Genomic DNA, 25560 nt, shown 5'->3' with positions numbered 1-25560 from the left:
CCACTGAAAGTGCTTTACAACCCGAAGGCCTTCTTCACACACGCGGCATGGCTGGATCAGGGTTTCCCCCATTGTCCAATATTCCCCACTGCTGCCTCCCGTAGGAGTCTGGACCGTGTCTCAGTTCCAGTGTGACTGATCATCCTCTCAGACCAGTTACGGATCGTCGCCTTGGTAGGCTCTTACCCTACCAACTAGCTAATCCGACATAGGCTCATCTGTTAGCGCAAGGTCCGAAGATCCCCTGCTTTCCCCCGTAGGGCGTATGCGGTATTAATCCGAGTTTCCCCGGGCTATCCCCCTCTAACAGGCAGATTCCTATGCATTACTCACCCGTCCGCCGCTCGTCAGCTCCCGAAGGACTGTTACCGCTCGACTTGCATGTGTTAAGCCTGCCGCCAGCGTTCAATCTGAGCCATGATCAAACTCTTCAGTTTAAAGAGTGTGAATCATTAAGATTCTTAATCTTGCTCAAGTTAAAACTACTGTACTCTTGAGTGATTGCTCACTCATGAATTGTACGAGTCACTAACTTAAGACTTAATCTTTTCCAGATCCGCCTCAGTTAGCGCCCACAACAAATTGCTTGATTAACTTTTTAAAGAACTTTCTCTTCCGGAGACTCTCTCCGACCGAGGCGCGCATTCTACACTTTCGTTTCTCAGTGTCAACTCCTTTTTAGCGCCGCCGACTCTCTCGAACCAGCTCTCTCCCTCCCCTCCGACCGGCTTCCCCGTCGAAGTGGGGCGCATTATACGCACCCCTTAATTTCGCGCAAGCACTATTTTCGTTATTTCACAAAAACCTGCGCTATCTTCTTCTTGCCCGCCTGAATCACGTGCTCGCTCCCTCTTTGCATCATCGGGTTCGTATACATCTTCACGCAGATTCTCCAAGCTTACAGGACACACCAGCTAACCTTATAAGTGTGGCCATGTTCTCTTTACTTAAATTAGAGGCTCATGGATTATCTTGGAAATGACCTTACTACTATAAGTAAGGGAACATGCAGAGTCCCGCCAGGAGCGTATAGACATGCCATCGAAGCGGATAAAAGTTGCTCACTTGGTCGCACTTGACACAATAGGGGGCGTAGAGAGGCTCTACTGCGACTATCTAAGGATGAGCTATAGCGACTTCCAGAATGTTACGATTAGTGATCGCTCCCATATCCATTCGGAGCTCGCAGAGGAGGTAAACGCGTATTCTGAGCAGGTATACTCCGTCAAGTACTATCACTCTTTACGCCTCCCCAAAAAACCAAGTTTCTTACGCCACCGGAACCTGAAACGCCTGCTAAGCCAAATAGCCCCTGAAATACTCGTTGTCTGGAACAAAATTGAGGGAATCGACCTGAGCCTTTGCCCTTCGAGCACTAAAGTTATCTATTATGAGCATGGGGCTGGCTGGCGCTGCGATGACAAAAAAGCCGCTACCGCTTTTTTATCCAAGGTTGATGGAGTCATCTGTAATTCAAAAGCCGCCTTGGAAGTTATTCGGTATAACTGGAGCTACTCGAAAGATAACGCAGTAGTCATCCACAACCCTCTACTCAACAAGTTTAAACTCTCATCTACTCATGCAAGTTGCGACAAACTACCACACTCTCCATTTAGGCTGGGACTCGCAGGCCGGCTAGTCAGCGTCAAAGGCGTCACCACTGCTCTTCATGCACTCAAGATACTATTAGACAAGAATTTTCCGGTTATTCTTTCAATCGCTGGCGTAGGCCCAGACGAGCAGCAATTAAAAGCTCTCACTAAAGAACTGTGCATTGAGGGTGCAGTTAACTTCTTGGGATTACAAAGTCAAATAGAGCAGTTCTACCTAGATATTGACTGCCTTCTCTGCCCTTCACTTAGAGAGCCCTTTGGCCTCGTGGCTCTAGAGGCTATGGCGTTCGGCTGCCCAGTCATTGCATCCGACGTAGATGGACTTGCCGACGTAGTAGAGAACAACATTACAGGCTATACAATTCCCGTGAGCCTTGGCTTAGAAGAATACCAACAAATGGGCGGCAATATACAAGGATTACCACCCATTATTTTTGATGCGTCCGCCAATAAACTAGGACCACCCAAAGCAGTCAGCCCCGATAGCATGGCAAATGCCATTTGCGAACTTATATTGAATACAGCCGACTATTCAAGAATGAGCCATGCAGCACGCATCAGGTCTCACTCACTATTCTCTCCTGAGACTTATTTCGACAGATTCAAGAGCGTGTTACATGCAGTCTCAGAACAAAACATTTAATCCCGGTTCTTAGACCTCAGCTCATACAGCTTCACATACTTCACGAAGCTATTCATACAACCAATAACAATATGCACAAACCCCGGCATACCATCTAGAAAGCCCCGGCGTATAACATAGAACTTAAAAAATCGAATTATAGGGCTAACGAGAATTTTACCAAGCCCGACCTTCTTCCCTCGTCGAAACATATCTTCCGCCTGAATCTGCGTATACTTATTTTGCTTGGCTAAATATTGCGAGATTGTCTCCTCGGAAAAATGGTTCAAGTCTCCTTCTAACTTTTGAATCCGCCCTTCACACCTCACAGCTTCGTGCACCAAGTCTTGGGTCCATCTTGCCTTCTTTCGATTGAAAAGCCGCAGGCTACGGTCTGGATACCCCTCGCCATAACGAAGAGGCTCACCCAAAAAATAGTTCCTGCGAGGAAAACTATATGCATCCGCATCAGGCCTTTGCATGACTTGCTTAATAGAAGCAGCAAGTTCGCTAGTGACCACCTCGTCGGCGTCGATACACAACACCCAATCACTGCTCGCCAGATCAACAGCAAACTGCTTCTGCCCACCGTACCCCAGCCACTCTTGAGTAATAACGCGACACCCCATGTCCTGAGCGATCCGACAAGTGTCATCAGTGCTACCCGAATCGACAACCACCACTTCATCAGCAAATTGGACGCTTTCGATGCAACGCGCAATGCGAGAAGCTTCATTCAGAGTGATAATAGTGGCTGTCAGTTTGTGCATGATCCAATTACCTGTACAAGTTAAGAGAGCAATAGTACACGATTACCTTAGTTATCATTGGGCGATTTCCCATTTCGAGGTTCTCACTATTTCACGATATACTGACCGCCCTCCGGTTAACGCTCGTTAACTAGCCTTATTAATTCAGCGAGATCAAATTTTGAACATTGCACACTTGGAAAGTAGCTTAAATTGGGGCGGACAGGAGCTACGAGTAATAGAGCAAACTCAATGGTTAAATGCCAATGGACATCACTGCTGGATTGTCGCGCGCCCTCAATCTGCGATCCTGATGGAGGCGAGAAAAAGAAATATTCCTAACACTGAAATAGACTTTCGCGGCTCCGCGAATCCTAAAGTCATAAGAAAGCTAATCCGCTTTATCAATCAAAATAAAATTGAGCTAATCGATGCTCATAGCAATCGAGACGCATCCTATGCAATGTTCGCTAAATGGCTGACCAAGGTGAAAGTAGTTCGCTCGCGCCATGTCACCACCCCAATAAAACACGACTTCCTCCATCGGCTGATTTGGAAATACGGTAATCATCAGATTATCACTACCGCCAATAAGATAAACGAACAGATCATCCAGCTTAAACTCGCTCCTGCCAGCAAAGTTTATACGGCAAAAGCTGGCGTAGACCATAACCGTTACCACGCAAATATTGATGGTTCAGCGCTCAAGGCAAGCCTGGGGATACCTTCTGACCACAAAGTGGTATCAAACATTGGGATGATTCGAGAGGACAAAGGACAACTATTCTTCGTAAAAGCATGCGAGATTATAGCTGAGCAGCTGCCTGGTGTGACGTTTATACAGCTAGGTAGCGCCACAGCGGATACTAAAGCATACGAAAGCCAGGTCAAGGAGCACTGGGAGAAATCAAAATTTAAAGAGCGAATCAAGTTTATAGGCTATAAATCTGATATTGAAAACTACCAGGCGTTTAGTGACATTGTCATGATCTGCTCAATTGGAACGGAAGCGCAAACCCGCTTAGTATCTCAAGCCTTCTTAATGGAAAACAGCATGATAGCTACGACCGTTGGAGGTCTACCGGAAATGATCTCCCACAACAATACAGGCTTACTTTGCCCCCCACAAAATCCAGAAGCCTTAGCAGAAGCGGCAATTAAACTACTAACAGATAGCAAGTTAGCGGCAACTTTAAGGAAGAACGCGTATCAGCATGCCATGGAAGAAATGACTTCTGAGAAAATGATGGACGGTATGCTAGATATCTATAAGAAAGTCTGCGCGTAGTTTTTCCTAAAGTGAAGAGGATACTCAGAGTAAACTATGCGCTCTCACCCTTCTTGTACGCAATGAACTTACGCTTAAAGCTTGTTCTAACGCTGAAGTCCAGCAGGAAAGACAGAGTGGACAGGCCCTCCACCATTTGAGAAAGCTGACGCCGTTTTTCCTCAGCAAGCCTGTTCTTGTATTTATGTAGTAAATCAATAGCATGACAAGCAGTAAGGTTTCTGAAGCCGTCACCAAAGACACGACTCATTGTCAATATCACGTCAGCCATAGCATCTAACTTTACCGAATCAAGCTCGTTAGAAAGACTGCCTTCCCTTCTAACATAGTTGTACAGTACGGCATCCGTGTAATAAAGGTTCTCGCTATTGGCCAATAAATAGGGAAAAGCCATTGAGTCTTCGTAACATGCCATTTCAGGAAACTCGAACGATTTAAAAAGCCTGCGATTAAAGTACTTCCCCCATAAATGGGCCTTAAATTGTTTGTGAATCAGGAAGCGCTTAATCGCCTCATTCCTGCTCAGATTCATGGGCGTCGTCAGAGGAGAGGAAGTCACTTGATCACTTTCCTTCCACACCTCGTGTAATTTTGAAAGAAAAATATCTGGCTTTTTCTTGTCAAAAAAGTTAATCATTTCTTTGAGAGAAAAGAGGGGAACGAAGTCATCCCCGTCAACAAAAGTTATATATTCGCCACAGGCCTTACTTAACGCATAACGCCGAACCTTTCCAATATTTCTATATTCCGTTCTCAAATACTCAAAGCTGGCGTTATCATTAGAGAACTCCTTCATAATGTGCGAGGTACGGTCTGAGGAGGCGTCATCAATCATCATAACTTCACACGCATCAGAAACACCTTGCAAGAGCTGCTTGATGCTTTCAAGGCATTTAATAATCTCATTTTCAAGATTATGCGCGGTTATAATTATTGACAGCTTATAAGATGAATTACTATGCATCACAAGTACTCTATCTACAGGATCAAATTTTGAGCGCACATTTAATTCTAGTTAAATAAGCATCATCATATAAGTGCTCAATTGATTCTCTTATCTTTTCTCCATCAGGCAAAGACGCACCGCCAACAATTGACTGCAAACGCGCCGTCAATATATCTTCACGTCCAGGAGGGTAAAGCTCTCCGTTCACAGACTCTCTGATAATGTCAGAGGGGCCAGACTGGCAGTCTGAACTTACACAATACACACCGTAAGACATAGCTTCAGCCAGCGACATCCCAAAACCTTCAATGCGTGACGTCAGTAGCAAGGCGCTCACCTCTTTTATCTCAGAGAAAACATAGTCCCATGGTTTTTCACGCCATCCATGCCAAACAATTCTGCGATCAATATTCAGCTCTCTCGCCAAGTCTCTATAATTTGGCTCATCTGGACCTGAACCAATTATGTGCAGTGTCCACTCACCCAAAACATTAGCCAGAGACTTTAGCAGCTCACTAACATTTTTATCTTTATCGCTTAGCCGCCCGATGTAAACAAAGCTAGCCGCACCCTTCGGTCTGGGCAATAGCATCCTTGCCCTAGCGACTGAATTATGAACCAGAAAAATATTACTCTCACTGACCCCCATTTTAGATAGCTGCTGCGTAATACCGGAGCTAATAGCCAAATGAAAATCAGCTTTAGTAACGTAAACCGCCTTATAAAGAGCGTCAAGAGATGTATGAATCCATGAGAATATATTAAATTTCCTCATAGATATAACCCTTGCAAAATAGGATATATAACAGCTTAGCGGATCAATAGCTATAATCAAACTAGGCTTTTTCCGCCTAATTATTCCAGCCAGTTTAACTGCAAAAGAGAAGCGCCTTACTTTTGTATTGGCAACAGAAGAATTAATGCGCGCAAAAGGCGCATTACCTAACCAATTGTCACACACATCGCCAACACCTTGTTTATAGTCATCGATAAACAAGAACTCCACATCTGTACCAGAACAATCCGTAGAAAGCAGGTCAAAAAGCTTCCTGCATACAGTCTCTTTCCCTCCCTGCCCCTTCATGTTATACCCGACAACTAGAATTTTATTACGCCCTTTCACCCTAGTCATTCCATTAAGTTCGTTAATATAGACAAGTTTTATTTCAGCCTAAAAACAACGACATTACCATCAAGGCTAGTCTTCCAATCCTGTATAGGGAGATACTTACGTTGCAGGCTTTCTCTTAATTCAACTGGATCATAGCGGGAGTTCCAAACAAAATAATCATACTCTTTCTCATCTATGATCTTGAGCACATGAGATGCCTCCCCCTTAACCTCCCATGTTCTCTCCACATGAGAGCACTGCCCTGTTTTTATTTCAGAATTAGCGTAATAACTGATAAACATCATATACTCTGATGATCCGCCAACTCGTATAAATCCACCCGCACTATGAGAGTCATGCAAAATATAGGCGCCGATTTCTTTCAACAAATATTTATCAGACTCTCTGTACTTCAATAGTTTTACTACAGCCCCAAGGACTACACAGCCTAATAATATAAAAAAAACGATCTTGCCTTTCAGAGCAAACCATTCCTTAAATGCATTGCTAACTCTCATGAGCCCCATAGCGATAATCACATAACCAGGTATTAACAGTAGAGCCATCATGCGAGAGTCTAGCCACCAGGCAGTTATGGTTTGAAGGAAAAGAACCACAAAGGCGACAATGCTTAATACCAATAAATAACGAATAGAGAGGTTCACTCTCGCTTTCCGAAAAACCGGACCTAAGCCCGCGATGAAAAATACCGCGACAGGCTCAAACATCGCTTTCGCCAGCCAATTAAGCTCTACCCCTAGCGCAGTCCAGCCTACAATTGTCGACATATCTCGCCAGTAATATTGAAAATGAAAGCCCTCAGGCGGGTGGGTCCAGAGCCCTTTAAGGTCTTGCCTAAGTTGCTTATACCCTGAGATAAGCTCAACGACACGCTCATATTGTTTGGGAAAAGAAACAAGCTGCCTATTCAAAAGCCACTCACTTAACAGGAGCGCAAACATAGCCACTAATATAGGGAGGAAAAACATAACACAGCGAACAACGCCTTCCTTGATCTCTCTTCTGGCGCATAGAAAAATCATCGTTCCCGCAATGAATGCCACCGCTTCTATTCGAAACGAAGCAGCGACCATAAAAAGCATGCACGCCAGAGGATATATCCAGTAATTAGCTGACTGCTCTGCTCTCAAGATGAAGTAGATGGCCAAGGATAAAAAGAACCAATACCCTGGACCACGCAGAATATCCACACTAAGAACGACAAAAGAAGGATTACAAGCAAAAAGAAGCAGTGTTAGTAAGGCAAAATTTTTAGGTAGTGCACGCTTTAAAACACCATAAAGGGGCAACATTGTCAGCGTGCCAAAAAAAAGAGAAATTAAGCGCCCCGCCAACTCCCACTCGCCGACAATCTTGTATACTGCAGCAATCAAAAGCGGAAAAATATTAGTAGCTTGAAAGCAAGCCCCTAGATATTCGAGCCCATTATAAAAAACATTTTGAGCTTCCTCGATATATAAAACTCCATCTGAGTTAAATATATCCGCACGAAAAAAAGCATTTAATCTCAGCATGAAGCCGAGGAGAAAGATCCAAATAAATGGGTCGATTTTTTTCAAAATGTTCAGAAGAGAATTTCTTTCAGAAACCATATATTACTAGCATCATCTTACTATACCGCCACCTGACGAGGGCATTATTTGACGCAAACGTTCCCAAATCAGTTCAGGAGACAGTTCATTCCAACATGGAGGATAGTCAAATTTTTCACCCAAGACTTCATACCGACAGTGCTTTCGCATACAAGGCGCGCAATGGTAACTTGAACTAAGTGAAGTTTGTTGCGCACCGTATATTCCAGTGAGGGAGGGGTTAGTTGGCCCATATAAGGCAATTGTCGGTTTAGCCAGCGCCGCCGCCAAATGGCCCAGCCCGGTATCCACGGTGACAATAGCTTGGGCCCTGGCGATGTGCTCCGCGACCCCCTTTAACGGCATTCGCGGCAATACCCGCACGCCAGCGGAAACTTCCAGGCGTTCCGCCCGCAGTCTTTCTTCTTCGTTCCCCCATGCGGCCCACACATCAAAACCAGCTTCCCGGCAACGCAGAGCAAGGTCACCCCAGAAAAATTCAGGCCAGTGCTTAGTACGCCATGTCGTGCCATGAAGAAACATAACCGTTGGCGCCGTTTCTTCAGATTCGGCAGCTTCTATCTTGAGCCCATAATCCGGCGCCCCACCTTTTGCATAACCGAACCCCTGCGCGAATAACTCACGAGTCCTTTCCACTGCATGCATTTGCCTGGCGACAGAATAGCCCCGATGATAGAAAACGCTGGCAAGAGGCTCTCTTACAGATGTGCGATCGTATCCAACAATTTCTGCGCCAACCTTTTTAGCGATAAAGGCGCTTTTCAACAAGCCTTGAGCATCAATAACAAGGTCGTACTCTGATTTAAGCTTTTCGCCAAAACTCGCCCACTCGCCAGATCTCAATGCTTCATAGGGACTTTTACGCCAACGCCTCAACGCTACAGGGATGACCTTGTTCACAGCGGGATGCCATGTAGGGATTTCAGCGAACGCTTCCTCAACCACCCAGTCCAATTGTAAGCCGGGCACGTTCATCGCAGCCTCTGTAACGGCAGGCAGCGTATGCACGACGTCTCCCAAGGAAGACATTTTCACCAATAGAACTTTAGGCAATGGGCGCAACTCCCTGGCTGTCGGAACCACAAGGCAGCTTATCCAGCGCAGAAATGACCTGTTGCGCAGGCAACTGTTTCAGGCAGTTGTAATGTCCCAAAGGGCAAGTGCGCTCAAAACAGGGACTGCAGTCCAGCCCCAAGCGCACGATTTGCTTGTGCTCAGTAAGCGGAGGCGTAAAGTCTGGAGAGGTGGAACCGTAAACAGCGACCAATGGACTCCCCAACGCCGCAGCGACATGCATCAGACCTGAATCGTTACTAACGACGCGAGAGGTTAGAGACAATAGCGCGACGGCTTCCTGCAGAGTCGTCAAGCCAGCAAAGTTCATAACGCCAACAGAGCCAGAGGCCGTCGCTATTTCTTCGCAAACGGGCTTGTCATTGGTGGAGCCAAACAGCCAGACGCGCCACCCTTTTTGCAGGTAGTGACGCGCAACGGCGGCATAATGCTCAGCAGGCCACTGCTTGGCGGCGCCAAACTCAGCGCCGGGACATAGCCCCAAAACAGGCGCTCCATACGCATCTACTGCGTATTTAGCGCATACATCCGCGGTAAGCTGCGCATTGGGCTTCAATTCTGGGTTGGGTATACGGCTTAAGTCAGCTTCCCCGTTATCATAGGCAAGCGCCACAAAGCGCTCGACCATAAGCGGGAGTTGCTCTTTATCAAGCTTGCGAATGTCATTTAACAGACCATAACGCATTTCTCCCCGCCAACCAGTGCGCCTTGGTATGCTTGCAAACCAGGGAATTAATGCGGATTTCAATGAGTTAGGAAGAACGATGGACCACGCGTAATCTTTCGCCTTTAATGACGCAGCCAGTTCACGTCGCGCCTTAAGCATCAACTTGCCGTGACCCACCGGCATATCGATGGCATCTCTCACTTCTGGCATAGCCTCAAGAATTGGGCGACTCCAGCCTGGAGCAAGGACATCTATCTGGGCATTTGGGTAGAGGCGCACAAGCACTTTAAACAGGCTTTGCGCCATCACCATATCGCCAACCCAAGAGGGCCCGATAATAAGAATATTCAAGGGCTGGCGCCTCTTACATGGAAATGGACTAAAACTTAGGCGACGGGCGTCAGCCAGTGCTTGAACTCTTCGTTACGTCCTTTGACTACGTCGAAGTACAAAGACTGCAGTCTTTCAGTAATCGGCCCACGCTGACCAGCGCCAATTGGACGCCCATCCAACTCTCTAATCGGCGTAACCTCCGCCGCAGTGCCAGTGAAAAACGCTTCATCGGCAATATAGACTTCGTCGCGAGTGATACGCTTCTCCACCAGCTTATAGCCCAAATGCTCCGCCAGATGAAAAATCGTGTTACGAGTGATGCCGTTGAGGCAAGAGGTCAACTCTGGCGTGTAAATAACGCCATCACGGATGACAAAGATATTTTCACCGGAACCTTCCGCCACATAACCTTCTGGATCAAGCAGTAGCGCCTCGTCACATCCGCACGCCAGCGCTTCGTTCAAGGCAAGCATAGAGTTGATGTAGTGGCCGTTCGCTTTAGCGCGGGTCATAGAAATATTTACATGGTGACGGGTATAAGAGCTGGTCCGTACCTTGATGCCTTTTTGCAGCGACTCTTCTCCCAAGTACGCGCCCCATTCCCAGGCGGCGACGATCACATGCACGCTCAGATTATTGGCGCGCAGTCCCATGCCTTCAGAACCGTAGAACGCCATGGGCCGCATATAAGCGGAGTTCAGATTGTTGTCACGCACTGCCTGACGCTGCGCCTCATTAAGCTCATCCTTAGTGAAAGGCAGCTTCATGTTCATGATATGAGCGGAGTCAAACAACCTGTCGGTATGTTCCTGCAAACGAAAAATCGCCGCGCCTTCAGGAGTCTGGTATGCGCGAACGCCTTCAAACACGCCCATGCCGTAATGCAGCGTATGTGTTAACACATGCACATTGGCGTCACGCCAAGGCGTCATTTTGCCGTCGAACCAGATCAAACCGTCACGATCAGCCATGGACATAGCAGTCAACTCCTTCGGGGCCCAAAGCCACACATTCTTAAACTGTAACCCGACTTTAACGTCGGAAGAGTATTGATTAATAGAAGAGGAACCAAGTCACTCCGCAAATACTTTTTCCCAAAACGCCACAACCCAACGACGCTCTTCCAGCAGTTCGTCAGCTTGTATCCGCGCAGGAAGATTCTGCAGCGCTAGCCGGTGCCCGCGGGCGCGGAGCACACGATATATATCGCAAAGCTTTTCCGCGTCTTCTGGAGTGAAAATACCGGCCTCACCCAAGGCTTCCAGTATCCTGATGTTATCGCTCCAGACAACAATCTGAGGGAACTCATTCGCCCAGCGCAAAGCTGCATATTGAACCATAAATTCAATATCAACGATACCGCCCCTATCATGCTTGAGATCGAAATAAGGCAGGCTTCCTGATGAATCCGATTTGGTTCCGAGAGAGGCGCTCATTTTCTCTCTCATCTCTATCACTTCTGCGCGTAATTTTACTGGGTCACGAGATTGCGTAAGAATTTCTTTCCTTACTTTTTCAAACTCTGCGCGAATACTGGGACACCCAGCTACCGCTCTCGATCGGACTAAAGCCTGGTGCTCCCATGTCCACGCACTTTTCTCCTGGTATTGCTGAAATGCGCTGACAGAGCTGACCAGCAATCCCGAGTTTCCAGAAGGTCTCAGACGCATATCCACTTCATATATATCTCCAGAAGCGGTTTTCGTCGTTAGTAGATGGATAATTCTCTGCCCAAGGCGGGTAAAAAAGACTTGATTGGCGATACTGGTTTCACCATTCGTACTTAAATCTCCTGAAGCGCCGTGCAGGAACACTAGGTCCAAGTCCGAACCGTAACTCATTTCAATTCCACCAAGCTTTCCATAACCGATGACTGCAAATCGCATATCATTTGGCGCAGCGTCTTCGTAGCCTGGCTCGCCGTATTTCTTCACCATAGTTTCCCAGGCCTCATCCACCACCTGCTCAACAATGGTTTCAGCGATGAAAGTCAGGTAATCACTCACCTTCATAAGGGGAAGAGTCTCACGCAGATCGGAGGCAGCCACCCGTAACACGTGAGCCTTTTTGAAGTACCTCAACGCCTCCATTTGCTCTTCCAGACCATCATTGGGAATGCGCAGCATTTGCTGACGGAGTTCATCACGCAGCGAAGAGGTATCAGGCGGAGTGTAAAGACTGCCGGTATGTAACAACTCATCCAGCAGCAAGGGGGTAGTTACAATTTGTGTCGAGATCCAGGCGCTTTCTGCAAACAATCGAATAAGTTCGCTCAGCGCACCTGGGTTCTCATTCAATAGCGCCAAATAAGCGCTTCTCCGCAAAACTGCTTCAACTAAAGCCAGGAGTCGTCTGCACGTTTCGTGCGAAGCCCTGCTTTCCGCCAAAGACTGAAGCAGATTAGGCATAAACTCATCTAAACGCTCCCTTCCCTGCATTTGCATGTGCTGCACTCTGGAGCTCTGGCGGAGCTGTTTTACTGACTCATAGATTTCTATCGCCTGTTCACATCCAGACCGAGACAATAGGTCTTGCGCCTCATCCAGAGTTAATCGGCCAGCCCAAAGAGCCCGCCACTCGACCGTATCTGGACGCTCTAAAGGAGCTTCCCTGCGCTCAGCAATAATGTCGGCGAAATGCTCTGTTACGCAGTCTCTGAGCTTGTCCAGCTGACCCCGGCATTCCCCCCAACCCGGGAAGCCCATTCCCACCGCCACCCGCTCTCTCTCTACTTCATCAGTCGGTATCTCTTGGGTCTGCTTATCATCAAGCCCCTGAATAGCGTGCTCAATATTACGCAGAAAAATGTAGGCTTCCCGTAATTCCGCAGCCGCGGCGACAGGTAAAAGTCCTTCATCTTCAAGACACTCAAGCGTCGACAAAAGATTCCGCTGCTGTAGCCTGACATCTCTGCCGCCGCGCATTAGCTGGAACACCTGAACGATAAACTCAATCTCTCTGATGCCCCCTCTACCCACCTTGATATTGCCATCCTGTCCCTTACGCTGAACTTCCCTTTCGATCATCTCCTTCATCGCCCTCAGCGCCTGTATGGCGCCAAAGTCGATATATTTGCGATAAACGAACGGCTTAAGGGAGGTTAGCAGCTCTTCTCCGGCTTCAATATCACCGGCAACGGCCCGAGCTTTGATCATCGCATAGCGCTCCCAATCCCGACCTTGCTCCTGATAATAGGCCTCCATAGCCGCAAAACTGAGAGCCAGAGCGCCGCTCTGCCCATAGGGCCTCAACCTCATATCAACCCTAAACACAAAGCCATCGGCTGTCGTTTTATCTAACGCCTGTATTAACCTCTGCCCTAATCGAGTGAAAAACGCCTGATTATCTAAAGAGCGCGGAGCACCTTGAGTCTCCCCTCTCTCTGGAAAAGTAAAGATCAGATCAATATCGGATGACACATTGAGCTCGCTCGCCCCCAATTTCCCCATAGCAAGAACGACCAGCTGCTGCTTATCGCCAGCTTCAGAATGAGGCTCACCAAACTGCTGACTTAAGTCACGATAAATCCAACTCAAAGCCTCATCGATACAAGTTTCCGCAAGCCATGAAACTTCACGGGCCGTGACTTGATAATCCACTAAGCACACCAAATCTCGCCATATAACTCGAAACATCATTCGTCGACGAAACTGCCTCAATATTCGAAGCAAGTCATCCTCTTTGTGAGCCTCAGACAACTCTTGGGCCAATAACGCTCTGAAATCGACAAACTGATAATCTTTTTGGTATTGCGAAGACTGCAAGAAACTGAGAACCAGCTCAGGCTCCCTGAGAATGATTAATGCGAGGAAGTCACTAACTGCAAAAGCACGAAGAATATCGGGATAGAAAGGAGAAAACGCGCCGAATATCTCGGTAGGCAGAGTAGCAAACTCTCCCCAATACTTCCGAATCGTTGGATGAATTGCTGACGGATATAAATCAAGCTCGCTTGGCGCGGCCATTAGTCTGTGCTCCTTTTAACTATCACGCATTGTGAAAGGATAGCACGCGCCAACAACTATTTAGACGATTTAAGAGACAGGAAAATAGAACATGTAAGCACATCAAATTTGGGGACAACTACCCGATAGATTTAATTGCTAGCGCCTTGGTTACTAGCACCCCAATTTTACCTGCAGCAGTGGAGTTTTCTAACATCTCATTGAAATTCATATCGTTAGAGCGCTTATACCAGTCTATAACAGCCAACGTTTCACCATTAACCAACTCATCCAACCTGTGACAATCACAGTTTTCAAGTATATTTGAAGCTGCGACAGGTATAGCCGTGATTGTTCCGACATATTCTTCCCAGCCGGTTAACTTTGAGCCTGCGCTTCCCTTTAATTTAGCAAGCTTTTTAATTAGCTCTGCCATAAGTACATCGCCATGCTCCAGTTGAACACCGGGATCATTAATAGGGAGACTTAGGAGCTTGTACCCCTTGGAAGCCTTTGTCTCATCGCTTACCCAACATGGAGCCAGTTCTACAATCTCCTCAGCAACGTCAAACAGAAGCCCAAACTCTCCCTTTTTATATTCAATCTCAATCTCTGCAATTGGGGTACACTCAACACCTGACGTCACTTTACCAACATCAAGCACCAACTCCACTTCAGCCCCTTCGCGAGCGATATTCCATGTCAAGCGTTCAAATGTTGTTGTAAATATTGGGATTAGCGAAGCAAGATTGACCCCGCTTAAGGCATCAATATCTTGTAACTTTTCTAAGTCTAATCTTTCTGAATTTATAGACCAGTTCCACTCATTTCTTGAATGAAGGCCCGCAACACTTCCTCCTTTTGCCTTCAGCGTTTGCTCCCACCCAGAACCCGCATTACGTATTCGAAGCCCAGCTCTCAATGCTTTAAGCCGCAAATCTGGCGTATCAAAGTAAATATTACGCAAAACAGCCTTATATTCTGGCGAGCCAAATCTATTCTTCAGGGTAGATAGCACAGCATGATGCTTGCTTGAGGGGAACATAAGTTTTAACTCAATTTCTTTCATAACCTGAAGCTCAGTAAAAACAAAATATTTTTAATATCTGCATAAAAATAAGACACAAAAAAACCGGCCGAAGCCGGTTTTTAAATTTTCTAATCAGCTAAAAGCTAGAATTAGAAAGTGTAAGTTGCGCCGATTGCGAACTCTTCTGTATCAGTATCTGGAGAGCCTTTAGTCTCTACAGAACCGTTAGTATACTCAACGTATGCATACATGTTGTCAGAGATGTTATGCAGTGCCTGCAGATAGAATTTGTCTGCTTCAGCATCAGCATCGTTCTCATACGCTTGATAGCCTGCAGCAAATTGGGAAGCGCCCATTGCATAAATTGCAATCAAACCGTAGCCATCAGCTTCACTGGCTTTCACATCCGCGCCACCCACAGAATCTGCTGAGCGAGTTTCGTACTGCAGACCCAAGGTCAGGTCACCCAAGAACACACGACCACCTAAACCAATGCTGTCACCAGTATCAACACCATCTTCTTCGCGGCCCATTGCATAGCCGAAAATAGCTTCAAACATGTCAGTTTTAAACTTGGCGCCAAGTGCTGCAGCGTGAGACTTATCGCTATTTACAACAGGAATTGTAACACCAACAGTCAAACCGCCAGCGATTACTGGTGATACATATTGGAAATTGTCACCTTCAGCCACACCACCAAAAGCACCAGAAGTATGATTATAAGTGGCCATTTCACCAGAAATACCTACAGCCTCAGAGATATCGATGACATCCCACCATTCGTATACAGTATCATCAGAACCAATTTGAGCGGAACCGAAGTCACCTTTAACACCGATATAGGCTTCGTCTAACTCAAAGCCATCATCTCCGGACTTATCATCGGCATCAAAGTCCCACTCAGCTTTCAAAAAGCCCGTCAGACCAGGAGCAATTTCATGCTCATGCTTAACACCCAGAGTAGAGCCGTTATCGATAAACTCATTGGTAGTAGTTTCAGTACTACCAGTTTCTGAAGAAGAGTGGACATACGCCAACTGAATGTTACCGTAAAAGGTAGGCATGTTCGCCATTGAATCAGCAGCGAAAGCTGTAGAAGAAATCGTTGCAGCGGCAACAGCTGAAGCGATCAAAGTCTTTTTCATTTCGTCTTCCTTTTGTGTGTTAAATCAACTTCTTTCGAAGGTTGATGGTTAAAAGCCACATTTTTCTTTATTTAGGCAAAAAATTTTCGCCAATTTATAGTTCGTGATTATGTCAACTTAATGACATTTTTCAATCCGATGTTTTGTCTATATCAAAGCCTCCTTTTTCGCCGAACACCATCAGTTCTTAAATGTTGATAGATTTTCGCAAACCAGGCCTCTTCACAGAGGTCTACATTTCTTCACTGAAGGCCAGCCAAAAAGGCTTAAATTCCCACTCTATCAACAACTTACTATCAAAACCTTGACAGCTCTATTTTGCAGAGAGGCAAAAAATCCTTACAAACAACGGGTTATATAACTTTCCTAAACAAGAAAATTAATAACCATATGTAATACAACGTTGTCGTTTTTGCAACCAAAAAGTGCCTATATGGCATTTTTTTTTGTAACAAAAATCCTACTTTTAAGCCTTACAGAGACTAAGGGAGCTTCCCCTAAAAAAATCAAAACTTTTTATAATCAAGCAGTTAAACCAGTAGAGTTACACTCACCTCAACGGCCTGATATTGATGCAGCTTTCTCTGCTTAAACAAACGTACATAAAAGCGCACCAGTACTATAACAAAGGAAATATATTATTGGGCCATGCTTCCCATAGTGGATTTCCGAAACTCAACAACACCCCAATCTCTGGGTTATGTAGTACAAGCTTCAAACATAAGCTCCGTAAATTTCAATATCCTTTTACTCAACACGCAACGAAAAGGTTGTTGGTCCGACATTAGCAAGCGTCACCTCCATGTCTGCGCCAAACCGCCCCGTCTGAACATTGCTTACTACTTTTGACGCCTTATCAACAAAATAGTCATAAAGCCTCTCGCCTAATTCAGGCGAAGCTGCGGAAGAAAAACTTGGCCTCATTCCTTTTTTTGTATCCGCCGCCAACGTGAACTGCGATACAACCAATAATTCCCCGCCTATATCTTTAAGGCTTAGATTCATTTTGCCATTCGCATCAGCAAAAATGCGGTAGCCTACGATTCTATCTAACAGTCTTTCCGCTGAACGCTCGGTGTCATTTGGTTCAACCGCCAACAAAACGAGAATACCTTCGCCGATTGAGCCAGTTATCTCTCCACCTGCTTTCACTGAAGCATGCGCAACGCGTTGAATCAATCCGATCATTTATTACGCTCGCGCTTAATTCTTAAGGAACTGTTACAGCCTTTTTAAACATTTGCGGCATTAAAACTGCCTATTACTTAACTGTCAATAGGACTAGCCATTAAGTTTTGATACGCCACCAATCCTATCCGCCATAGAGCCGATAGATTTGATCAGCGCATCAACCATTGCGGGATCTCTTACTGAATGGCCGGCGTCCCGGATGATGTACAAATCGCTTCCCGCCCAGTTTTGGTGCAAATCAAACGCTCTCGCCAATGGAGATATGGCGTCATAGCGACCATGAACAATAATGCCCGGGAGGTCTTTGAAATGAGAATTTGAGCTTGCAGGTCTGTCGCTTAGCTCCTGATAGAACTTGCAGCCTAATTTCGCCAAGGCAATAGCCTGATGAGGATGAGTCAGTCTATCCACCAAGTCCTGACAAGGATGAAGGGTGGAGATCTTCGCCACCCATGCGGCCCACTGTTTTGCAGCCTGTATCTGAAGCAGCTCATTCGATCCATTCAGATACTTTGAGAAATAACTAAGCACTTCCACAACGTTTTCCCGCGGACAATCCTTCATCACTTCGTGCCAAATATCAGGAAACATTCTGGGTGCGCCTTCCGCCAGCATCCATGAGATGCCCGCCTCATCGGCAACAAAGAAACCCGAAATCACCACTCCCAATACAGCCTCGGGGTGGGCGCCGGCATATTGTTGCGACAAAAAGCCTCCCCATCCCATCCCAACCAGCATCCATTTATCAATACTCAGGTGCTGCCTCACCCGCTCAATATCTTGGATCAGAATATCAGGACGGTTATGAGCAGTCTCAGCCAGTGGTGTGGATTTTCCGCAGCCTCTCTGGTCGATCATGATGATGCGAAAGCGCTCAGAGTCCAACAGACGTCGGCAGAAAGGGTCTGAGCCATATCCTGGCCCATCATGCACAAACAATACTGGCAGCCCGTCTTTATTGCCGGACTCCTCAATATAAATTGTGTGAATGTTATCTACGGGAAGGAAGTGTTCTTTATGGGGCTTTAGTTCTGGGTATAAGGTGAGCATTCGGCTTTTCCAGCATTGTCCTTTAACTCGAAAGAACTATAGCACTCTGCGGAAAAGCCGAAAACTTTCTAGATCACTTTATCCAACTACTTTTGGATTTTAGTCCTTAGCACGGTCAGCGCGCTTACGCTCATGCTCTTTCAGCAACTTCTTGCGAATCCTGATGTTGCTAGGCGTCACTTCAACCAGCTCATCATCTTCGACAAACTCTAACGCCTGCTCCAGAGAGAAACGAATCGGCGGAGTCAGAAGAATATTTTCGTCCGTACCTGCTGCGCGAATATTGGTCAGCTGCTTGGCTTTGGTTGGATTAACAACCAAATCGTTATCTCTGCTATGTAAACCGATAATCATGCCTTCGTAGACTTCGATGTTGGGGTCTACGAACAGACGGCCACGATCCTGCAGGTTAAACAGCGCGTACGCCAATACTTTACCCGCTACGTTGGAGATAAGAACGCCATTGTTACGCTCGACGTTCACACCTTCTTTCACAGGACCATAATGATCAAAGATGTGGGTCAGAATGCCTGTGCCCGAGGTCATGGTGAGGAACTGAGAACGGAAGCCGATCAAGCCGCGAGAAGGTACAACAAATTCTAGACGTGTACGTCCTTTCCCATCTGGAATCATGTTAACCAGCTCACCACGACGCAGGCCCATTACTTCCATGATCGATCCCTGGTGTTCATCTTCCACGTCGATGATAACCTGCTCGTAAGGCTCAACTTTCTGTCCGTCAATTTCTCTCACGATAACTTCTGGACGGGAAACGCCTAATTCAAAGCCTTCGCGACGCATGGTTTCGATCAATACGGACAAGTGCAACTCGCCGCGACCGGATACGATGAATTTATCAGGAGTGTCGCCTTGCTCTACACGCAACGCTACGTTGTACAGCAACTCTTTCTCCAAACGCTCCTTGATATTTCTACTGGTAACGTACTTACCTTCTTTACCAGCGAATGGCGAATCGTTAACCTGAAACGTCATACTGACTGTCGGCTCGTCCACGATCAACGCTGGCAGCGCTTCTGGGCGCTCAGGGCTACATAGCGTATCGGAGATATTCAGCTCATCCAGACCTGTAATACAGATAATGTCCCCAGCTTCCGCTTCAGGCACATCCACACGCTGCAGGCCGTGATAGCCCATTACTGTCAATACGCGACCATTACGTTTGCCGCCATCGCGATCAACCACGACAACAGGCGTATTGGTTTTTACTTTACCGCGCGAAACGCGTCCGATTCCGATTACGCCAACGTAGCTGTTGTAATCGAGGGCGCTGATCTGCATTTGGAAGGGGCCATTAACATCGACAGACGGCGCGGGCACCTTATCAACCACCATTTCAAACAGAGGCGTCATGTCTTGTTGCAACGCATCTGGCTCAAGCCCTGCAATGCCATTCAACGCAGAAGCGTAAATAACAGGGAAGTCCAGCTGTTCTTCTGTCGCACCCAGGCGGTCAAAAAGATCCATCACTTCACCGACGACCCAATCAGGGCGAGCGCCAGGGCGATCCACCTTATTGACGACAACAATAGGCTTCAGCCCACGAGCAAAGGCTTTTTGAGTAACGAAACGAGTTTGCGGCATCGGGCCGTCAACTGCATCAACGAGCAGGAGAACAGAGTCAACCATAGACAGAACACGTTCAACTTCGCCGCCGAAGTCAGCGTGTCCAGGTGTATCTACGATATTAATTCGGTAATCATTCCACTTGATGGCGGTATTTTTCGCCAATATAGTAATACCGCGTTCACGTTCCTGATCATTGGAGTCCATAACGCGTTCAGCGTCCATGTCCTTGCGGCCTAAAGTGCCCGACTGCTGAAGGAGTTTGTCGACCAGTGTGGTTTTACCGTGGTCAACGTGGGCAATGATAGCAATATTTCTTAATTTCTCGATCACAAAAAACACCTGCAAAATAAACAGTCATGGGCTGAGGGCGCGACATTATAGCTGACGCCTGAATCTTTTTTATACATCTTTATACACCCTCCCGAAAATTTATCTATCCTTAGCCTGATACCAAAATGGTGCACGACGCACCAAAAGCGCCCGAGAGCTTGCTTTTGCGCACCAATTCTGTGCAGCGCCATGGGTGACTTGATCGGGCCATTCCGAACGGGCTTTCACAAACCCTTTTAAAAACAATTTGTTATAAGTCAAAAATCTCTTGGCAAATAAATTGCTAATCAGGAAAACCAGAAGCAACTGACCATGAGGCGTGATAGTATTTTTGCGCTCGTTAGACTTCCCGGAACGCTCTCCCCTCCACGGGTCTGTTTCATGGTGGCGAGGATACACTACTGCAGTGTTTCGGTTTCACCTCAACATAAATAAAATCTTACGGAGTAACTGGAATGTCAGAGAAAACTCTGAATCTTATTAAAGAGCACGAAGTTAAATGGGTTGACATGCGCTTTACCGACACCAAGGGTAAAGAGCAGCACGTAACTATCCCAGCTAGCGAAATCTCTCCGGAATTCTTTCAAGAAGGCAAAATGTTTGACGGTTCCTCCATCGCTGGTTGGAAAGGCATCAACGAATCAGACATGATCCTGCTGGCGGACGATGAAACAGCGGTTATCGACCCGTTCACAGAAGAAACCACTCTGAACCTGACCTGTAACATCATCGAACCTACCACCATGCAGGGTTACAATCGCGACCCACGCTCTATCGCCCAGCGCGCGGAAGAGTACCTGAAGTCCACAGGCATCGCGGATACCGTGCTGTTCGGACCAGAGCCCGAGTTCTTCATTTTCGACAGCGTAAAATGGAAGTCCGACATCAACGGCGCCATGTATGAAATCTACTCTGAAGAAGCCGCCTGGGTATCTGGCGACGACTTCGAGAAAAACAACGTTGGTCACCGTCCTGGCGTAAAAGGCGGCTACTTCCCTGTACCTCCGGTCGACTCTCTGCATGACCTGCGCGGCGCGATGTGCGCAGCGATGGAATCCATGGGCTTGACCATCGAAGTGCACCACCACGAAGTGGGTACCGCAGGCCAGTGCGAAATCGGCGTCGGCGCCAATACTCTGACCCGCAAAGCGGACGAAGTGCAAATTCTGAAGTACTGCGTACACAACGTAGCGCATGCTTACGGCAAGACCGCAACCTTTATGCCCAAGCCTTTGGTTGGCGACAACGGTTCTGGCATGCACTGTCACCAGTCCCTGTCCAAAGACGGCAAGAATATCTTCTCTGGCGACGGCTATGCAGGCCTGAGCGACGTGGCTTTGTACTATATCGGCGGCATCATCAAGCACGCTCGCGTACTGAACGCCTTCACTAACCCTTCAACCAACGCATACAAGCGTCTGGTTCCTGGTTTTGAAGCGCCGGTTATGCTGGCTTACTCCGCACGCAACCGTTCTGCGTCCATCCGTATTCCTTTCGTGACTAACCCGAAAGCGCGCCGGATCGAAGTTCGCTTCCCAGACCCATCCGCTAACCCTTACCTGGCGTTCGCGGCCATGTTGATGGCGGGCCTGGACGGCATCCAGAACAAGATCCACCCTGGCGACGCGATGGACAAGGATCTGTACGATCTGCCAAAAGAAGAAGCAATGAACATCCCAACTGTTTGTAGCTCTCTGTCACAGGCGCTGGATTACGCAGAAAAAGACTTCGAGTTCCTGACTAAAGGCGACGTGTTCACTAAAGACATGATCGAAGCTTACATTGAGTTGAAGCGTAAAGAAGTAGAGCGTCTGGACATGACCACTCACCCAGTCGAATTTGAGATGTACTACTCTGTATAATCCGCTGCGTAGTTAACTACGACAGACTCGAAAACCCCGCGCTCTGCGGGGTTTTTTTTGGTTCCGCTTCTGCTACAGTTCAAGTAACTGGTCAATTGGGTTGAAGTTATGAAATCTCGGTTCGCTTATATCCTTCTTTCTTCTGCGCTTTTTTCTTCTTACTCAGGTTTGGTCTGCGCTGAAATCTATCGCTGGGTTGACGCACAAGGCAATGTGGAATATTCAGACCAGGAGAGAGAAGGCGCGGAGAAGGTCGAGGTCGGCCCAACCGCAACGATAACTATGCCTAAAATGTCGGAGATCCCGCCTAGTAGCGGCGATGAGCCGGAACCTGCACCGTCAAGCTATTACGCAACGCTGAACATCACCTTTCCCAGCAATGACAGCGCTTTTCATTCCGGCAATGGCGACCTGACGGTCTTGTTCACCTCAGATCCCACCCTTTATCCCAACCACAGCTACCGCGTTTCCCTGGATGGAGCTCCTATTGGAACAACCAAGGATAATTTCCTTGAGCTGAAAGGCGTCAATCGGGGAACCCATTCCGTTTCTCTTGATGTCGTTGATAATTCAGGGGTCGTTCAGAGCGCAACCCCAGTACAGTTCACCATTCATCGTCCCAGCGTAAAAAACTAGTCCGACGCACCGCACCAAAATGGCGCACAATTAAAACCTGGCGCATCCACTTTGTGCATGATGCGCCACGATCATGCACATGGCCGCAGACTTAGGTTCCGTCAAAGCCCGCTTCTGGAGCGCTTCCTAAGGGCATAGCTCACATTTGGGCGATCCGCCCCACGCCTGTGCAGAGAACCCGGTAATTCGCACCGCTTTACCGCAGTTCTGGTTTGGATATTGCATTCTCAATGCAAAAATAGGTCAACATTATGCTACCCATCGTTTTTCAGACTCGCTTACTCGAAAATCTGACCACTTCCGTGCTGGTCATTGACCCCCAGCAGCGGATTGCATTCAGTAATTCATCCGCAGAAGTGTTGCTGGAAACCAGCGAGCAAAGAGCCCATGGGGCCACCATCAAGGATTTATTGATAGAAGGCAGCTCCACGCTGACGGGCCTGGAAGAGTGCCTGCGCACAGGCCAGACCTACACCCAAAGAGAGGCGGAGTTTCTGTTGCCCTCCGGGAGCCGCCTTCTGGTTGATTACACAGTTTCTCCCGTGAATATCGTCAACGACGTCTACGTCATCATGGAGATTCAACCCCGTGATCGCCTTTTGCGCATCAGTCGAGAGGAGGAGCTACTCTCCAAGCAGGAAACTTCCCGCATATTGATTCGCGGGCTCGCCCATGAAATCAAAAACCCCCTGGGCGGCATCCGTGGAGCGGCGCAGCTTTTGGACAAAGAACTAAAGGAAGAAGGTCTGCATGACTATACCCGCATCATCATTGATGAGGCGGATAGGCTGCGTAATCTGGTTGACCGCATGCTTGGCCCCAATCGCAGCTTTAAACAAGAGCCGACCAACATCCATGAAGTGCTGGAGCGGGTTTACAGCCTCATCGAAGTAGAAAGCGCCGGCAAGATAAAGCTTATTCGTGATTACGACCCCAGCATCCCCGAATTCGCCGGTGACAAAGAACAGCTCATTCAAGCCTTCCTTAATATTTGCCGCAACGCCATGCAAGCCTTTGAGGACTACACGCCCCCTGGGTCTGACCGCCCACAAATATTACTACGCACACGCCCGCTCAGGCAGTTCACGATCGGTCATACGCGACATCGCTTGGTGGTAAGAGTAGACGTCATCGACAACGGTCCCGGCATCCCATCCGAATTCCTGAATAACATTTTCTATCCAATGGTGAGTGGCCGCGCTCAGGGGACGGGTCTGGGGCTTTCCATAACACAAAGCATCATCGGACAACATAAAGGGCTGGTTGAATGTGAAAGCCAGCCCGGCAGTACGAACTTCATCATATTTATTCCACTGGAGCCACTATCATGAGCGCATCACCCAACGTATGGATCATTGATGATGATCGTTCAATTCGATGGGTCTTAGAAAAAGCCCTGGAGCAGGCGCATCTGAATACCCGGTCATTTGAATCTGGAGACGGCGTTCTGCATCGTCTGGAACGGGAGCAACCGGATGCGATTATCAGCGACATTCGCATGCCTGGCATTGACGGACTAAGTCTGCTGGGACAGATTCACACCAGCTACCCGCACCTGCCAGTCATTATCATGACTGCGCATTCGGACCTGGATAGCGCAGTGTCTTCCTATCAAAGCGGCGCTTTCGAATACCTTCCCAAGCCTTTTGATGTGGACGACGCCGTTTCTCTGGTAAAACGCGCCGTGGCTCATGCGCAGGAACAGATGGCCACCAGCCGCGCTCCCGAGGGAAGCTCCTTGAGTCAGGACACAGAGATCATCGGTGAAGCTCCCGCCATGCAGGAGGTATTCAGAGCCATTGGCAGGCTTTCTCACAGTAATATCACGGTGTTAATCAACGGCGAATCCGGCACTGGTAAGGAGCTGGTCGCGCGCGCTTTGCATCAGCACAGCCCCAGGGCAGGCAAACCGTTTATCGCTCTCAATATGGCGGCGATACCGAAAGACCTGATCGAATCTGAGTTATTCGGCCATGAAAAAGGCTCTTTTACCGGAGCTGGCGGACAGCGTCAGGGACGTTTCGAGCAGGCCAACGGCGGCGCGCTGTTTCTAGATGAGATCGGAGACATGCCACCGGATACCCAGACGCGCCTGCTACGTGTGCTAGCGGACAGCGAGTTCTACCGGGTCGGCGGAGCCACCCCCATCAAAGTGGATGTGCGCATTATCGCCGCCACGCATCAAAACCTGGAAAAGCTGGTGCAGGAGGGACGCTTTCGGGAAGATCTTTTTCACCGCCTGAACGTCATTCGAGTGCATCTGCCCAAGCTGAGCGAGCGCCGGGAAGATATCCCCAAACTCGCCGGGCATTTCCTGAAAAAAGCGGCGGAAGAGCTGAATGTCGAGCCTAAGGTGCTGAAAACCGAGGCGGAAGAGTACATGTGTTCGCTCGCGTGGCCTGGTAACGTAAGACAGCTGGAAAATACCTGTCGCTGGCTCACGGTGATGGCCTCTGGCCGGGAAATCCACGTTTCCGACCTTCCCCCGGAACTGCAGGAACAATCCAACCACCGCAGCCCAACCCAGGATTGGCAGGAATCACTACGCACCTGGGCCGAACAGGAACTGAAGAAAGGCAAAAGTGGACTACTGGATACAGCGGTGCCCACTTTTGAGCGCATCATGATAGAAAGCGCACTGAAGCAGACGGCAGGAAGAAAACGCGACGCGGCGCTGCTACTTGGCTGGGGACGCAATACGCTAACCAGAAAAATCAAAGAACTTGGAATGGCGGGACATGACGAGAGCGAGGACGACGACTAAGTCAA

Annotated in this window: 19 protein-coding genes and 1 rRNA gene (1 of these 20 cut by a window edge); 6 read left to right on the top strand and 14 right to left on the bottom strand. The window is 47.9% G+C overall.

Annotated features, from left to right (window positions below; translation table 11 throughout):
- Positions 1-437, bottom strand: a 16S ribosomal RNA gene (locus ACQYWX_RS04380); it reaches 1098 nt to the left of the window's first position.
- Positions 438-1035: 598 nt separating this feature from the next.
- Between ACQYWX_RS04380 and ACQYWX_RS04375 the strand changes: the two genes are divergently transcribed.
- Positions 1036-2256, top strand: a complete 1221-nt coding sequence (locus ACQYWX_RS04375) for a glycosyltransferase family 4 protein (RefSeq protein WP_216736542.1) — start codon at positions 1036-1038, stop codon at positions 2254-2256.
- Here ACQYWX_RS04375 and ACQYWX_RS04370 read toward each other — a convergent pair.
- Entirely contained in the window at positions 2253-3005 is a 753-nt protein-coding gene (locus tag ACQYWX_RS04370; RefSeq protein WP_431688011.1) for a glycosyltransferase family 2 protein, read from the bottom strand. The two genes, ACQYWX_RS04375 and ACQYWX_RS04370, sit on opposite strands and share 4 nt — an antisense overlap.
- Positions 3006-3165: 160 nt before the next feature.
- On the opposite strand from ACQYWX_RS04370, the gene ACQYWX_RS04365 reads away from it, so the two are divergent.
- Positions 3166-4272, top strand: a complete 1107-nt coding sequence (locus ACQYWX_RS04365) for a glycosyltransferase family 4 protein (protein ID WP_431688010.1) — start codon at positions 3166-3168, stop codon at positions 4270-4272.
- 34 nt (positions 4273-4306) lie between these two features.
- Here the strand turns inward: ACQYWX_RS04365 and ACQYWX_RS04360 are convergent, their stop codons facing one another.
- The 12 genes from ACQYWX_RS04360 to typA all read right to left on the bottom strand — a co-directional run bounded on the left by ACQYWX_RS04360 (position 4307) and on the right by typA (position 20293).
- Entirely contained in the window at positions 4307-5236 is a 930-nt protein-coding gene (locus ACQYWX_RS04360; RefSeq protein WP_431689497.1) for a glycosyltransferase family 2 protein, read from the bottom strand.
- 22 nt (positions 5237-5258) lie between these two features.
- Entirely contained in the window at positions 5259-6341 is a 1083-nt protein-coding gene (locus tag ACQYWX_RS04355; RefSeq protein WP_431688009.1) for a glycosyltransferase, read from the bottom strand.
- Between the two features lie 38 nt (positions 6342-6379).
- Positions 6380-7942 (bottom strand): ArnT family glycosyltransferase, encoded by a 1563-nt coding sequence (locus ACQYWX_RS04350; protein WP_431688008.1) that lies wholly within the window; start codon positions 7940-7942, stop codon positions 6380-6382.
- A gap of 12 nt (positions 7943-7954) precedes the next feature.
- Entirely contained in the window at positions 7955-8995 is a 1041-nt protein-coding gene (waaC, locus tag ACQYWX_RS04345) for a lipopolysaccharide heptosyltransferase I (protein WP_431688007.1), read from the bottom strand.
- On the bottom strand, positions 8988-10034 hold the full coding sequence (gene waaF / locus ACQYWX_RS04340; protein WP_431688006.1) for a lipopolysaccharide heptosyltransferase II: 1047 nt from the start codon (positions 10032-10034) through the stop codon (positions 8988-8990). Before waaF ends, waaC begins: the two co-directional genes overlap by 8 nt.
- Before the next feature lie 35 nt (positions 10035-10069).
- The gene (locus tag ACQYWX_RS04335; protein WP_216736534.1) at positions 10070-10993 is read right to left on the bottom strand and encodes a branched-chain amino acid transaminase; all 924 of its coding nucleotides are present in this window, start codon (positions 10991-10993) and stop codon (positions 10070-10072) included.
- A 96-nt stretch (positions 10994-11089) separates the two neighbouring features.
- Positions 11090-13981, bottom strand: coding sequence for a bifunctional [glutamate--ammonia ligase]-adenylyl-L-tyrosine phosphorylase/[glutamate--ammonia-ligase] adenylyltransferase (gene glnE / locus ACQYWX_RS04330; RefSeq protein WP_431688005.1), 2892 nt, complete (start codon positions 13979-13981; stop codon positions 11090-11092).
- Positions 13982-14099: 118 nt separating this feature from the next.
- On the bottom strand, positions 14100-15029 hold the full coding sequence (locus ACQYWX_RS04325; RefSeq protein ID WP_431688004.1) for a CYTH domain-containing protein: 930 nt from the start codon (positions 15027-15029) through the stop codon (positions 14100-14102).
- Positions 15030-15139: 110 nt separating this feature from the next.
- Positions 15140-16135, bottom strand: a complete 996-nt coding sequence (locus ACQYWX_RS04320) for a porin (RefSeq protein ID WP_431688003.1) — start codon at positions 16133-16135, stop codon at positions 15140-15142.
- Positions 16136-16882: 747 nt separating this feature from the next.
- Positions 16883-17323: a D-aminoacyl-tRNA deacylase gene (gene dtd / locus ACQYWX_RS04315; protein WP_431688002.1), complete on the bottom strand. Its 441-nt coding sequence runs from the start codon at positions 17321-17323 to the stop codon at positions 16883-16885.
- Positions 17324-17416: 93 nt separating this feature from the next.
- A complete protein-coding gene (locus tag ACQYWX_RS04310) occupies positions 17417-18376 on the bottom strand; it encodes an alpha/beta fold hydrolase (protein ID WP_431688001.1) in 960 nt (319 codons plus the stop codon).
- 99 nt (positions 18377-18475) lie between these two features.
- Entirely contained in the window at positions 18476-20293 is a 1818-nt protein-coding gene (gene typA, locus ACQYWX_RS04305; protein WP_127968598.1) for a translational GTPase TypA, read from the bottom strand.
- 455 nt (positions 20294-20748) lie between these two features.
- Between typA and glnA the strand changes: the two genes are divergently transcribed.
- The 4 genes from glnA (at position 20749) to ntrC (ending at position 25555) form a co-directional block, all read left to right on the top strand.
- Positions 20749-22155, top strand: coding sequence for a glutamate--ammonia ligase (gene glnA / locus ACQYWX_RS04300; RefSeq protein ID WP_216736528.1), 1407 nt, complete (start codon positions 20749-20751; stop codon positions 22153-22155).
- Positions 22156-22263: 108 nt separating this feature from the next.
- The gene (locus ACQYWX_RS04295) at positions 22264-22791 is read left to right on the top strand and encodes a DUF4124 domain-containing protein (RefSeq protein WP_431688000.1); all 528 of its coding nucleotides are present in this window, start codon (positions 22264-22266) and stop codon (positions 22789-22791) included.
- Positions 22792-23042: 251 nt separating this feature from the next.
- On the top strand, positions 23043-24122 hold the full coding sequence (gene glnL / locus ACQYWX_RS04290) for a nitrogen regulation protein NR(II) (protein ID WP_431687999.1): 1080 nt from the start codon (positions 23043-23045) through the stop codon (positions 24120-24122).
- Positions 24119-25555, top strand: coding sequence for a nitrogen regulation protein NR(I) (gene ntrC, locus ACQYWX_RS04285; protein ID WP_216736525.1), 1437 nt, complete (start codon positions 24119-24121; stop codon positions 25553-25555). Before glnL ends, ntrC begins: the two co-directional genes overlap by 4 nt.
- Positions 25556-25560 lie beyond the last annotated feature (5 nt).

It is taken from the genome of Hahella sp. NBU794, from assembly GCF_050749805.1.
GTDB lineage: Bacteria > Pseudomonadota > Gammaproteobacteria > Pseudomonadales > Oleiphilaceae > Hahella.
Note: the sequence above shows the minus strand (reverse complement) of the source record. Positions and strands in the feature narration are given on the sequence as shown.